The sequence below is a fragment of the Pseudomonas sp. LBUM1656 genome (genome assembly GCF_059716065.1).
The window spans coordinates 3,855,349-3,868,420 of sequence record NZ_CP166800.1; the positions used below are offsets into that span (position 1 = coordinate 3,855,349).

General features: G+C 59.6%; 10 protein-coding genes. 4 read left to right on the forward strand and 6 right to left on the reverse strand.

All coding sequences use genetic code 11. From position 1 onward, the window contains the following. Positions 1-23: 23 nt before the first annotated feature. Positions 24-1,298 (reverse strand): glucarate dehydratase family protein, encoded by a 1,275-nt coding sequence (locus ACA072_RS17485; protein WP_497619370.1) that lies wholly within the window; start codon positions 1,296-1,298, stop codon positions 24-26. Beyond that, positions 1,295-2,674, reverse strand: a complete 1,380-nt coding sequence (locus ACA072_RS17490; protein ID WP_497619372.1) for an MFS transporter — start codon at positions 2,672-2,674, stop codon at positions 1,295-1,297. The genes ACA072_RS17485 and ACA072_RS17490 overlap by 4 nt, the downstream gene beginning before the upstream one ends. A gap of 106 nt (positions 2,675-2,780) precedes the next feature. Between ACA072_RS17490 and ACA072_RS17495 the strand changes: the two genes are divergently transcribed. Together ACA072_RS17495 and ACA072_RS17500 are read left to right on the forward strand one after the other, a co-directional pair. Continuing rightward, positions 2,781-3,683 carry a LysR family transcriptional regulator gene (locus ACA072_RS17495; protein WP_497619374.1) on the forward strand — a complete coding sequence of 301 codons (903 nt, stop codon included), beginning with the start codon at positions 2,781-2,783 and terminating at the stop codon, positions 3,681-3,683. Positions 3,684-3,796: 113 nt separating this feature from the next. Continuing rightward, the gene (locus tag ACA072_RS17500) at positions 3,797-5,482 is read left to right on the forward strand and encodes a sensor domain-containing diguanylate cyclase (RefSeq protein WP_497619376.1); all 1,686 of its coding nucleotides are present in this window, start codon (positions 3,797-3,799) and stop codon (positions 5,480-5,482) included. 117 nt (positions 5,483-5,599) lie between these two features. Here ACA072_RS17500 and ACA072_RS17505 read toward each other — a convergent pair whose 3' ends face one another. The 3 genes from ACA072_RS17505 to ACA072_RS17515 all read right to left on the reverse strand — a co-directional run bounded on the left by ACA072_RS17505 (position 5,600) and on the right by ACA072_RS17515 (position 8,860). Further along, on the reverse strand, positions 5,600-6,883 hold the full coding sequence (locus tag ACA072_RS17505; protein ID WP_497619378.1) for an MFS transporter: 1,284 nt from the start codon (positions 6,881-6,883) through the stop codon (positions 5,600-5,602). 63 nt (positions 6,884-6,946) lie between these two features. Further along, positions 6,947-7,825: an alpha/beta fold hydrolase gene (locus ACA072_RS17510; protein WP_497619380.1), complete on the reverse strand. Its 879-nt coding sequence runs from the start codon at positions 7,823-7,825 to the stop codon at positions 6,947-6,949. A gap of 30 nt (positions 7,826-7,855) precedes the next feature. After that, complete coding sequence (locus tag ACA072_RS17515) at positions 7,856-8,860, reverse strand: PdxA family dehydrogenase (RefSeq protein WP_497619382.1); 1,005 nt, start codon at positions 8,858-8,860, stop codon at positions 7,856-7,858. 1,492 nt (positions 8,861-10,352) lie between these two features. Here ACA072_RS17515 and ACA072_RS17520 point away from each other — a divergent pair. Further along, positions 10,353-10,646 carry a DUF3077 domain-containing protein gene (locus ACA072_RS17520; protein ID WP_497619383.1) on the forward strand — a complete coding sequence of 98 codons (294 nt, stop codon included), beginning with the start codon at positions 10,353-10,355 and terminating at the stop codon, positions 10,644-10,646. 352 nt (positions 10,647-10,998) lie between these two features. On the opposite strand, the gene ACA072_RS17525 is transcribed toward ACA072_RS17520, so the two are convergent. Next, entirely contained in the window at positions 10,999-11,934 is a 936-nt protein-coding gene (locus tag ACA072_RS17525; protein WP_497619385.1) for a Ppx/GppA phosphatase family protein, read from the reverse strand. 200 nt (positions 11,935-12,134) lie between these two features. On the opposite strand from ACA072_RS17525, the gene ppk2 reads away from it, so the two are divergent. Further along, the gene (gene ppk2, locus ACA072_RS17530; RefSeq protein WP_497619387.1) at positions 12,135-13,052 is read left to right on the forward strand and encodes a polyphosphate kinase 2; all 918 of its coding nucleotides are present in this window, start codon (positions 12,135-12,137) and stop codon (positions 13,050-13,052) included. The last annotated feature ends 20 nt before the right edge of the window (positions 13,053-13,072 follow it).

The window sequence follows — 13,072 nt, forward strand, 5'->3', positions numbered from 1 at the left end:
CCGGGGCGGCACTGCGCATCTGATCAAAAACGCGGCTTGACCGCTTTCCAGTCCGGCTTGTAACGCTGCATCTGCTTCACGTCATCGCGCTGGCGAATGCCGCAGGTCAGGTATTGGTCATGCAGCTTGCCGAGCTGATCGTGATCCAGTTCCAGGCCCAAACCCGGCGCCCGAGTGATTTTCACGCAGCCATCGATGATCGGAATCTTGCCGCCCTTGATCACCTCTTCATCCGGCTCCTGCCACGGGTAATGCGTGTCGCAGGCGTAATCCAGATTCGGCACGGCGGCGGCCACGTGCGCCATCGCCATCAGGCTGATGCCCAAGTGCGAGTTGGAATGCATGGACACGCCAAGACCGAAGGTGTCACACATTTTCGCCAACGCCTGGGTGTCACGCAGACCGCCCCAGTAGTGGTGGTCGGCGAGGACGATCTGCACGCTGTTCAACGCCACGCTGCGGCGGAACTCGTCGAAATCGGTGACCACCATGTTGGTCGCCAGCGGCAGGCCGGTGCGTTTATGCAACTCGGCCATGCCGTCGAGGCCCGGCGTCGGGTCTTCGTAATATTGCAGGTCATCGCCGAGCAGTTCGGCCATGCGAATCGAGGTTTCCAGCGACCAGTTGCCGTTCGGATCGATGCGCAACGGGTAACCGGGAAAGGCCTTCTTCAGTGCCTTGATGCACGACACTTCGTGCTCCGGCGGCAACGTGCCGGCCTTGAGCTTGATGCTCTTGAAACCGTTGGCCTCGATCATCCGCCGCGCCTGGGCGACGATCTGCTCTTCGTTCAGGGCTTCGCCCCAATTATCCGGTTTATAGGGTGAATCGACATGCTGCGCGTACTTGAAAAACAGATAGGCGCTGAAAGGAATTTCGTCGCGGATCGCCCCGCCCAGCAGGTCCACCAACGGCACGTTCAGCGAGTGCGCCTGCAAATCCAGGAACGCCACTTCGAATGCCGAATACGCGTTGCTCACCGCTTTGCTGGCGTGGGAACCGGGCGCAAGTTCCGCGCCGGCAATGTTCGCCGGTTTGTTCGCCGCCACCGTGGCCTGGACGATGCGGCGCAGCTGATTGAGGTTGAACGGGTCGAGGCCGATCAGTTGCTGTTGCAGTTGCTGCTGGATCAACAGCGCCGGGGCATCGCCATAGCTTTCACCCAAACCGATGTAGCCGTTATCGCTTTCGATCTCGATGATCGAGCGCAGGGCGAAGGGCTCATGAATCCCGCTGGCATTGAGCAGCGGCGGATCACGGAAGGCGATTGGGGTGACGGTGACTCGGGTGATTTTCAAGAGGCTGCTCCCTTTGGCTCAGGTTTCAATGCGGGGTGACTTGGAGATTGTTGGGGGGTGGCGGTCAGCACACTGCGTGCATCGCCCTCCGGTGCCGTGCGAGCGAAAAAGATCACCACGGCCGCCACCAATGAAGTGGCCGCCAGACCGTAGAGGCCGCCTTCGATGGAACCGGTTTTCTGCTCCAGGAAGCCGAACGCCGTCGGGGCGACAAAACCGCCGAGGTTGCCGATGGAGTTGATCAAGGCAATCACCGCCGCCGCAATGCGCGCATCCAGATAGCCTTGCGGAATCGGCCAGAACAACGCCGACGCCGCTTTGAAACCAATCGCGGCAAAGCAGATGGCGACGAAGGCGAAGACCGGCCCGCCGGTGGTGGACATGAACATGCCGAACGCGGCGATCACCAGCGTTAACGCAACCCAGGCTTGCTGGTGTTTCCATTTGCTGGCCATGGCGGCGAAGCCATACATCGCGATGATGGAGATGATCCAGGGAATCGAGTTGAACAGGCCGACCTGGAAGTCGCCGAGGTTGCCCATTTTCTTGATCATGCTCGGCAGCCAGAATGTGGCGCCGTAGATGGTCAGGGCGATGGAGAAATAGATGAAGCAGAACAGCGCGATTTGCTTGTCGGCGAGCAATTTGAACATCGACGGCTTGACCGTCTGCGTGGCTTCGCGGGCCTGCTGTTCCAGGGCGATGGCGCCTACCAGAGCGTCCTTCTCCTCGGCACTCAACCAGTTCGCCTGACGCGGATGGGACTGCAACCAGAACCAGACAAATCCGCAGAGCACGATTGAGGCAAAGCCTTCAATCAGGAACATCCATTGCCAGCCATGCAGGCTGAAACCGCTGACGTTCAGCAGCGCGCCGGACACCGGACCGGAAATCACCGAGGCAATGGCCGAACCGCTGAGGAAAATGGCCATGGCCTTGCCCCGTTCGCTCGACGGCAGCCATTGGGTGAAGTAGTAAATGATGCCGGGAAAGAAACCTGCTTCGGCCGCCCCGAGAATAAAACGCAGGACGTAGAAACTGGTTTCGCCGCGCACGAACGCCATCGCCATGGCCGCTGCGCCCCAGGTGAACATAATGCGCGTCAGCCAGGCGCGGGCACCGTAGCGTTGCAGCAACAGATTGGAGGGCACTTCGAAGATGGCGTAACCGATGAAGAACAACCCGGCGCCCAGGCCATAGGCGGCTGCGCCAATGCCCAGGTCGGTTTCCAAGTGGCTGCGCACGAAGCCGATGTTGACCCGGTCGATGTAGTTGACGATGAACATCACCACAAACAGCGGCAGCACATGGCGCTTGACCTTGGCCGCTGCGCGGGCGAGCACAGTCGGGTCCGGCGGACTCTGGAGGGTATTCAAGGGGCAACTCCCGATCATTGTTTTTTTAGGGACAGGCCGATCATGGACGCCGGCATTGATCCCGTCTAATCTAACTTGGCATTCGATTGATACCTGGATTAGATCAATGTTCGAACTGACTCAACTGCGTTGCTTCACCACGGTGGCGACCGAACTCAACTTCCGCCGTGCTGCCGAACGGCTGAACATGACGCAACCGCCGCTTAGCCGACAGATTCAACTGTTGGAGCATCACTTGGGTGTCGAGTTGTTTACCCGCACCACTCGCAGCGTTGCGCTGACCGCCGCCGGCCGGGCATTTTTCATCGAAGCGCAGAACCTGCTGGAGCGCGCCCAGCAAGCTGCGGTGACGGCGCGGCGTTTTGCCGAAGGCGACATCGGCTCGGTCAACATCAGCTTCGTCGGCAGCGCGGTGTACGAGTTTCTGCCCAAGGTCATCGCCGAGGCGCGACTCAAACAGCCGCATGTGAAAATCGACCTGTCGGAGATGAACACCTACCAGCAGCACGAAGCCCTGCGTGCGCGGCGTATCGACTTGGGCATCGTTCGCGCACCATTGCTCGAGCCGGGCTACGCCACCGAGTGCCTGGTGCGCGAACCCTTTGTGCTGGCCGTGCCCAGTCACCATCGGTTGGCCAGCACATCAACCGTGTCGGTCAAGGACCTCGATGCACAACCGTTCTTAATGTACTCCCACGCCGCCTACCCGCCCTTCAACGAACTGCTGACCGGTATGCTGCGCTCTGCCCGCGTGGCTCCGGAATACGTGCAATGGCTCGGCTCGTCGCTGACCATCCTGGCCCTGGTCAACGCCGGAATGGGCCTGGCCCTGGTACCTCGTTGCGCCACCAGCGTGGTGTTCAAGAACGTGGTGTTTCGCGACATCGACCTTGGCGAAGGGGTGCAGAGCGAGTTGCATTTGATCTGGCGCGAGAACAACGACAACCCGGCATTCGCGATGTTGCTGGAGGCGATTCGACGGGCTGTGAGGGACGGATGGGGGGGTTGAAATTGCCTTGAAGAAAGGTCGTTCGGGCCGGGCCATGAAAGCGCCGCCACTGGCAGCGACCCCTTCATTGCGCATACCATGCCGCGATCCCAAAAAACTTCAGCCAGGCCCTCATGATCAAAGCCAGTCTGCGTAGTCACCTGACACTCTGGTTTGCCGGCTTGTCGCTGCTCACGCTGGTGAGCGTGGGTTTTTATGTCGGCCACATCGCCACCGAGCAGATGAAGCAGGCCAGCGGCAACGCGTTGTTGAGCACGGCAAGGTCCGCCGCCGAGTTGTTGGGCGCGCAACTGCATGAACGTCAGCTCGAAGTGTCTTTGCTCAGTCGCGCCCCGTTGTTCAAGGATGGCGACCTCAACGATCCGGATATCTTGTCGTCGATGGAGCTGCGTTCGCAGTCCCGCGCCGAGTATGCGTGGATGGGCGTGGCAGACGCCGACGGGCGTGTGCGGCAAGCGGTGAATGGTCTGCTGGTGAATCAATCGGTCAAGGCGCGCCCGTGGTTTCAGGCCGGGATGCGCGGCGCCTACACCGGCGATCCGCACGAAGCGGTTTTGCTGGCCAAACTGCTGCCGGGAACCACCACCGGCGAGCCGTTGCGCTTCATCGATTTCGCCGCGCCGATCCGCAATGCCGAGGGCCAAGTGGTCGGGGTGCTGGGCGCGCATGCCCACTGGAGCTGGGTGACGCGGATTGTTGATGCGGCGGTGCTGCGCAAGGACATGACGCCTGAAGTGGAGGCGCTGATCGTCGACCACAACGGGCAAGTACTCTACCCGGAAGCGCTCATGGGGCAACACGTGCCGAACATGCCGCAGGCTCGGGAAAACCATTCTGACACCGCAGGCTGGTCAGTGGGCAATGGTTACCTGACCAGCGTTGTCGCGGTGCCCACGCCTTCTAGCACCGAACTGACGTGGTACATCGCGGTCCGGCAGCCACTGGATATCGCGCTTCAGCCCGCACGCATCCTGTTTTACAAGTTGCTGGTGCTGGGCGTCATTGCCGCCATCGTGTTCGCCCTGGTGGCCTACTACCTGGCGCTGTACCTCAGTCGCCCGATCGAGCAGCTGGCAAAGTCGGCCCAACGGGTACAGAACCAACAACCCGGCGTGACGTTCCCCAAGGACCACTCGGTGCGAGAAATTGCTCAACTGGGCCAATCCCTCCAGGGCATGACACAGTCCCTGCTCGGCAAGGAACGCGAGTTGCAGGAGGCCAATGCGTCGCTGGAAGCCACGGTCGCGCAACGCACCGCCGCCCTCACCCGGGCCAATGCCGAGCTGTTGAAACTGGCCACCCACGACGCGCTGACCGGCGTGTACAACCGGCGACGATTCGACGAAAAGCTGGACGAGTGCAACCTGCTGTTCCAACGCACCGGACGACCCTTTGCGTTGCTGTTCATCGACGCTGACCACTTCAAACAGATCAATGACACCCACGGCCATGCGATCGGCGATGAAGTGCTGCACCAACTTGCTCGACTGATTCAGGACAACACCCGCGCCACGGACTTCGTGGCCCGTTACGGCGGTGAGGAATTTGCGGTGCTGTTGCCGGAAATCGAGGAGCCGGAGAGCCCCGAGGTTGTTGCAGAGAAGATCCGCGCCGCGATTGCAGCGGCTAGCTTTGCCACGGTCGGGCACGTGACGGTGAGTATCGGCATCGGGTTGGCCGAGTTATCGGACAGCAATACCACCGCACTGATCAAACGCGCCGATCAGCAGCTCTATCAGGCGAAGTGGTCGGGAAGGAACCGGGTGGCGCAACAGGCTCGCGTAACGGAGCGCCACTAACCAAACAACTCTCTCACCCTGTGGCGAGGGGATTTGTCGGAACACCGCACAATCAGGCGATTACCGCCCCTTGGTTGGCGGCGGTTTTCGGTTCGGGAGGGTAAAAAACGTTGCGGCTCAGCTCTGGGTAACCGCTGCCTGCGAATGCGCAGATGAAACAGGCTCTGGAGCAGGTTCATCATCCAGCGTGATAAACATCGCCAGCACCGGCCCCATCAGCACCACGGCGATCGAAGCACCAAACGCCACCGCCCAGTTGTTCCCCGTGATGTCCAGCAACCAACCGATCACCACCGGTGACACGGCGCCCGCCAGGGCCATGCCCGTGAAGGTGCACGCGCTGGAGGTGGCGGAGTGTTCATGGGACACCTCGGTGCCGATGACCCAGAGCGGCGAGTCGGCCAGTTCCGAGCAGAAGAACGAGAAGCTCAGGCCACAGGCGCAGATCATCAGGTCGTGGGTGAACAACAGCGGAATCAGGCCGATGATCGAGGCCAGGAAGCCGAAGATGATCAAGTCGCGACGTGAGCGCAGACGGTTGCCGGTGACCTTGAAGCGCCAGTCCGAGAGCATGCCACCAACCGCGGTGCCGACGGTCCCGCCCAGCAGTACGAAGGTTGAAAACAGCGCGGTGTGGGTCAGGTCCATGCCGTAGCGCTGGGTGAAGAACGACGGTATCCAGTTCAAGAAGAACCACAGCACCCAACCGTGGCAAAAGCAGGTGGCAGCCGCCGGCCAGACTTTGCGCAACATCTGCGGCCAGTGGACCGGTTTGGCCGCCACGGGCGGCAGCGGCATGGCGGCGGTGGCTTCGACCAGTTTTTTCGATTCGCTCAGGCTGAAATACATGATGAACATGTAGATCAGGGTCACTACGCCGAGGATGACGAAGGTCAGGCGCCACGAGAACTGGATGATCATGAACGTTACGATCAACGGTGCCAGTGCGTTGGCCAGGCGTCCGGACGCATGCATCATGCCCTGGGCCGTGCCGCGTTGGGTGATGGGAATGGCGCGGGCGATCATGCGCGCGGCTGTCGGGTAGATCGGCGCTTCGCCGATGCCGACCACGAAGCGTGCGATCACCAGGACCACCAGACCACTGACCAGCCCTGTGGCAATGGTCGCCGCCGACCAGATAATGCCGTAAAGCAACATCGCCTTGCGCGAGCCGATACGGTCACTGAACCAGCCGCCGGGAATCATGAAGCAGCTGTAAGCGATGGCGAAGGCGGAGAACATCAAGCCCAGGTTGGTGTTGCTGAAACCCAGCTCCTTGCTGATCGTCGGTGCGGCGACGGCCAGGTTGGTGCGGTCCACATACATGATGAAAGCCATGATGCACAGCAACACGAACGTCAGCGTTGCCCTGCGTTTTTGCGCAAGCGTAGTCGGAATCATTTTTTCCACCTTTTTTTATAGTTCTAGTGGGCAGGCGGTCATCCCGGACCGCCTGTCATTGCGTTACTTGAAGAAGCCGTGCAACACCTCGTAGGTCTCGTCCGGGCATTCTTCCTGCAGGTAGTGGCCCGAGGGCACAGTGGCGGTCTGCACGATGTGGGAGGCGTAGCGGCTCCAGATTTCCGCAGCGTTATGGTTGCGGCCAACGCCGCCCTTTTCGCCCCAGAGAATCAGCGCCGGGTTGTCGATCCGGCGGCCAGCGTCGAAATCGGCGGTGTCCATGTCCAGGTCGATGCCAAAGGTCGCGCGGTAGTCTTCGCACATGGCATGGGTGGTGGCCGGGTTTCTGATGCAGCGGATGTAGTCGGCCAGCGCTTCGGGCCCGAAGAAACTGGTGCCTTGATCAGTCTTCGACAGCTTGCGGCGGATGAAGAACTCCGGATCGGCGTTCATCATTCGTTCCGGGGTCGGAGCGTCCTGGGTCATGAAGAACCAGTGCCAGGAAAACTTGCCCCACTGGCGCGTCACGTTGTTCAGCAAATAATGCTGCGGCAGCATGTCGACGAAACCGGCCTTGAGCACCTTGTCGCCGTGGTCCAGGCACATGCGATGCAGCACCCGCGCGCCACGGTCGTGACCGGCGGCATAGAACTGCTCGAAACCCAGCGACTGCATGACTTCAACCTGATCCTGGGCCATGGCGCGGAAGGAATAATCCGAATGATCGCCGCCGCCTTCCGGTTTGGAGCTGTCGCCGTAACCGCGCAAGTCGGTGCAGACCACGGTGAAATCCCTGGCCAGGCGCGGCGCAATCTTGTGCCAGGACAGGTGATTGAACGGGTTGCCGTGCATCAACAGCAACGGCGGGCCTTCGCCACCGACGACGGTGACAATCTCGGCACCGCTGGTTTTGGTGATGGTCTTGGTGAAATTCTCGAACATGGTGTCAGCCTCGATTCTTTTCTCGATCACTTAGCGTTTGGATTTGCGCGCGGCAGCGTTGTCGGCGGCGACACGGAACGCAGCGGCCATGGCGCCAACGTCAGCGATGCCTTTGCCGACGATGTCGTACGCCACGCCGTGCGCCGGGGTCGCGTAAACGGTCTTGAGGCCACCGGTCAGGGTCACGCCGGAAGAGAAGCCCAGCAGCTTGGTCGCGATCTGGCCCTGGTCGTGATACATGATCACCACCGCGTCGAAATCGCCGTTGCGCGCCTTGATAAACACTGTGTCCGACGGGAACGGCCCTTCGCAAGCCAGGCCTTTGAGGCGCAAGGCTTCGAGCGTCGGGCGAATGATCGTGATCTCTTCGTCACCGAACAGACCGTTCTCGCCGCCATGGGGATTGAGTGCCGCAACGCCGATCCGCGGCGCGTTATTGCCCAATGCACGCAACGTGTCGTGGGCCAGTTGCAGCGCACCTTCGATGCGGTCCGGTTGCACCATGTCGACGGCTTTGCGCAGCGCCACATGGGAGGTCACGCGGAAGGTCGAGAACTGCGGGATGATGTTCACTTCGCCGAAGTAACCGACGTGCTCGGTCCAGGCCGCAAACATCTGGTGTTCGTCGTGATACTTCCAGCCGCCGCGATGCAGCCCGGCCTTGTTGAGCGGCGCGAAGCAGATGCCATCCAGCTCGCCGGCCAGGGCCATGTCGGTCATGATTTTCAGGGTTTCACCGGTCAGGCGACCCGACTCAGCGTTGACCAGGCCGCGCTCATACAGCGCAGGGTCCACGTTGTGTAAATCGATCAAGGGCACGGCGGACTGGGAATGGTCGGCTTCGCGCAGGTGCACAATCTTCTGGTAAGGGATGCGCTGACCCGCGTCACGCATGCCGAGCTCGAGCACACGCTCGTCCCCAATGATCACCACATCCGCCCGCTCACGTGCCTCTGGCGTCGACAATAGCTTGACGACCAACTCAGGGCCAATGCCGGTGACATCGCCCAGCATAAGTCCAATCAGGGGTTTCATCAGTTTTTCTCCTGTCCAGGCAAGGTGGGTCTTTTATTGTTATGGGCAGCGCCGATGGCGTAACGCAGGCCGAGTGTCCGGTGCAACCACTGAGGCCCATCCTAGGCCGACGGGCTGGGGCTTCAAGGTGCGAAACGTGGGGTGGGGGTTCACAGAATGTGGTTTGAGAGGGGTGTGGCCGGGAAGATCTTCGGATAGCTCCTACGGATAGCGACGAAGTGCCCTACAAGTGCCTGAAAGGCAAACGAGAAATATCCTACTTTTGACAGTTTTTTTGAATAAAAAAAACCCGTATCAGCCGAAACTGAAACGGGCTTTTCCCCACATCAACGACCGTTACTTCAGGTCGTCAAAGTGGTCTCGCAGGAACTCGTAAAAGCGAAACGCCTTAAACAATCTCCATACGAGGCTCAGCGTACGCAGCAATAGCTTCATACGTTTTGGCCTCCAGGTAGGGGCCAAACCTCCAGCGCACTTACCGGATCACGCGTGCCTTAGGGACGACACGCTAGTATCTCCCATGAGGCGGCCGGTTGAGTTCCCTCCGAACCATCATCCCGGCACGGGTGCAAAACCGTGTCGGAGGGCGTGAAACTGTTATGTCACCGGCCAAACCCCATCAGTCGCACCAGCATGTGAGCGCCGGCATATTAACCTAGAAACTCAAGCGCAATGGCTGATCTTTAACGTTCCAAGACAAAGGGATTAAGTGTTTTTGTAAAACGTTATTTCTGTCAGATTCCAGCTACCGCACGAGCACCACGCCGTTATCTTCAGATGGCGTGAATCAACCAAAGCAAAACAACGTTGCAAGGATAAGCAAAGCTTAATATCATGCCCCCACGCTAGTGTCTCCCGTGAGAAGCACCAAGCCCCAGCCGCAAACTGAGGCTCACAAAAGAACCGCCCCGCAAAGGCGGTTTTTTTTCGTCTGCCGTTTGGGTCTTGGACATGTGCGTTGCGCCGGAGCCAGCGCTGCCACTTCGTTGAGCCGCGGGCCGTCTTCGTCGCTGGCGGTGTTCTTTGCAGAATATTGAGTGGCTACATGTCGGAGTTGTAGGCAAAATCCGAGAGCTGCGTAAGGGGGTACGCTTTGTGCTCTTTTTGCCTTGCTGCCGCCTTGTTGGTCCTCTCTTTGTCGGGATACTCTCCAGACGTCGCTGCACATTCAGCGATCGGGCGTGAGACCCCGGGGGACAATCAAGGCGCAAAGCGCCACAGAACCAATTGCGGCGTTTTTTTTCGTCAGCGATCAGGTTTTATGGCGGCTGTGCGTGGAAGGCTTTCGGGCCTACCGGTTACCTTGATTGCCGGGTCTCACACCACGCACGGCTGCCACCCACGCTTTTGAGACAGCTAAGTGGCAGTTCCTCCAATCAAGGGAACTGATAATGAACAAAATAAATCCGTCCGAAATACGTCTTCTCACCCACCTGCCTTCTGCGCGGTGCTGTTCGTCACCTATTCACCTTTGCGTCTATGGAGGTGATCAATGACTCAACCAACAGAAGCAAAAACCATTGGCTTCACCCCCTGCATCTATTGCGTCGACCGCCCACTGTTCCACGTCAGCGCCGGCGTTCCTGTCGACGCGGCATTGGCAATGGCTTCAGATTTACTGTTCCTGGCCAAGGCGCTAACAAAAGACGCCGCCTATGACAGAGAAACGGACCGTTTTTCGTGGGCCGCGCACTATTTAACGGCAATGGGGAAGGCGGTGATTGATGATGTGGTCAAAGCGGTTACGCCACGACCTGGTAGAGCGAGTATGAAAGTCGCAAAATAGCGGCTAATCACTTCAGCTGTTAGCCCCGACTTGATCGGGGCTTCTAAACATCGGCGTGGAAAAAGAAGTCGCCTTTACTTATCCATTTTAGGGTCATGAACACCCCCGCCCCCTTTGCTTAATGCCCGTCGGTTAAGCCGTTACGCGATCCGTAGCAGCTGGCGAAGCCTGCGTTCGGCTGCGCAGCAGTCGTAAACCTGCACGCGGTTATTCTGATACACCGCATCGCATGACTTCACGACTGCTGCGCAGCCGAACGCAGGCTTCGCCAGCTGCTACAGGAACTGCGTTGTCGCAGGGTCTCGCTGACTGACGGTTTGCGCCCAGGTAAAGCCTGCCGCCCCGCATCCAGTCAATGCCTGGCCATCAACCCATGCAGCACCCCGAGCCTCAACCCCGCTTCCGAAGGTGTCATCTGCGCGATGCCAAATACCTTGAACGCGGCCAGCATGACCACCAGACCGCCCGGCAAGGTACTCAGGCGATGGGGTTGCAAGCCCGCCAGGTTGAGTTGGTGGACATGCCCCGCTTCAAGCAGGCGCAACGACAGGCGCAGCAGGCCGCCATAGGTTATTCCGCTGTGGCCGTCGTCATTCAAGCCGTTGGCCTTGAGGACTTTGGCGAGCATCCGCGCGGTGCCTGAAGAGCCGATGGCCTGCTGCCAACCCAATGCCCGATAACGTCGTGCAATCTTTTCAAACTGCACAGTGGCCACACGCTCGGCTTCCAGCAGGGCCTGAGCCGTAATGCACCCGCCCTGAAAGTAACGCGCGCCAAAAGTGCCGCTGCCAATGGCAATACTTTCGGTCAACAAGGGCTGGGTGCCCTGCCCCAGAATCAACTCGGTGGACCCACCGCCAATGTCCACGACGAGTCGCATGCTCGCGGCGCTCGGTATCGTATGGGCAACGCCGGCGTACACCAGTCGCGCTTCTTCATGCCCGGAGATCACGTCAATCCGAAAACCCAGGTGGCGCTCGGCACTGGTCAGAAACAGTTGGGCATTGTCGGCTTCGCGCACCGCGCTGGTCGCCACGGCCCGCACCCGTCCTGCTTCAAAGCCTCGCAGTTTTTTGCCGAATCGCGCGAGCGCTTGCCATCCCCGATCCAGCGCCAACTCATCCAGCGCGCCGCCCTGGAATCCTTCCGACAAGCGGACCGGCTCGCGCAGGGTTTTGACTTCCTGGATCACGATCTGCTGGTTGCGTCTCACCGACTGCCCAATCATCAGGCGAAACGCATTGGAGCCCAGGTCAATGGCCGCAAACAGAGGGGCATCTCCTTTCATGGTGGCGATTCCTGGCAAATTCATCAGCCCTTGGGCGCGGGTTGCGCTGGGTATTCAAGACGGTTTGCGATGATCCTGCCATGCCTTGGGTGACACCAAGATGACAGCGCGCTATATGGGCCTCGCCCGCTCATCGTCACCTCTTCGTCATATCCCCCGGCCTAGCATGGCCACTTCCACCGTCGTCCGGAGTTCCAGCCATGCTTTTAACCAATGACACCCTGGTGCAACGCATCCATCGCGAGCTGCTCGATCACAGTGACGAAGAGCTGGAACTGGAATTACTGGAGGATGGATACGACCTCAACTCGCTGTTCGAGGAGCACATCGGCGACAACAGCGAAAAGGAAGAAAGACGACGCTACTTCAGCGAATTGTTTCGCCTGCAAGGCGAACTGGTGAAGTTGCAGAGCTGGGTGGTCAAGACCGGGCACAAAGTGGTGATTCTGTTTGAAGGGCGCGATGCGGCGGGGAAAGGCGGGGTGATCAAGCGCATCACCCAACGGCTCAATCCTCGGGTCTGCCGGGTCGCCGCCCTGCCCGCTCCGAATGACCGCGAACGCACCCAATGGTATTTCCAGCGTTACGTTTCACACCTGCCGGCAGCGGGTGAAATCGTTCTGTTTGACCGTAGCTGGTACAACCGCGCGGGTGTCGAGCAGGTCATGGGGTTTTGCAACGCCGATCAATATGAAGAGTTTTTCCGCACTGTGCCGGAGTTCGAACGGATGCTCGCCCGCTCCGGTATTCAGTTGATCAAATACTGGTTCTCCATCTCCGACCAGGAACAGCACCTGCGCTTTCTCAGCCGTATTCATGACCCGCTCAAACAATGGAAACTCAGCCCCATGGACCTCGAGTCCCGTCGACGCTGGGAGGCTTACACCAAGGCCAAGGAAATCATGCTCGAACGCACCCACATCGCCGAAGCGCCGTGGTGGGTGGTGCAGGCTGATGACAAGAAGAAAGCCCGGCTCAACTGCATCAATCACTTGCTCAAGCAGATGCCATATGAAGAGGTGGAACAGGCGGTGATCCAGTTACCGGAACGCGAGCGCCAGGAAGACTATTCGCGCAACCCGACGCCACCGGAAATCATCGTGCCTCAGGTTTATTGAGACCGGACAGACGGAGTTGT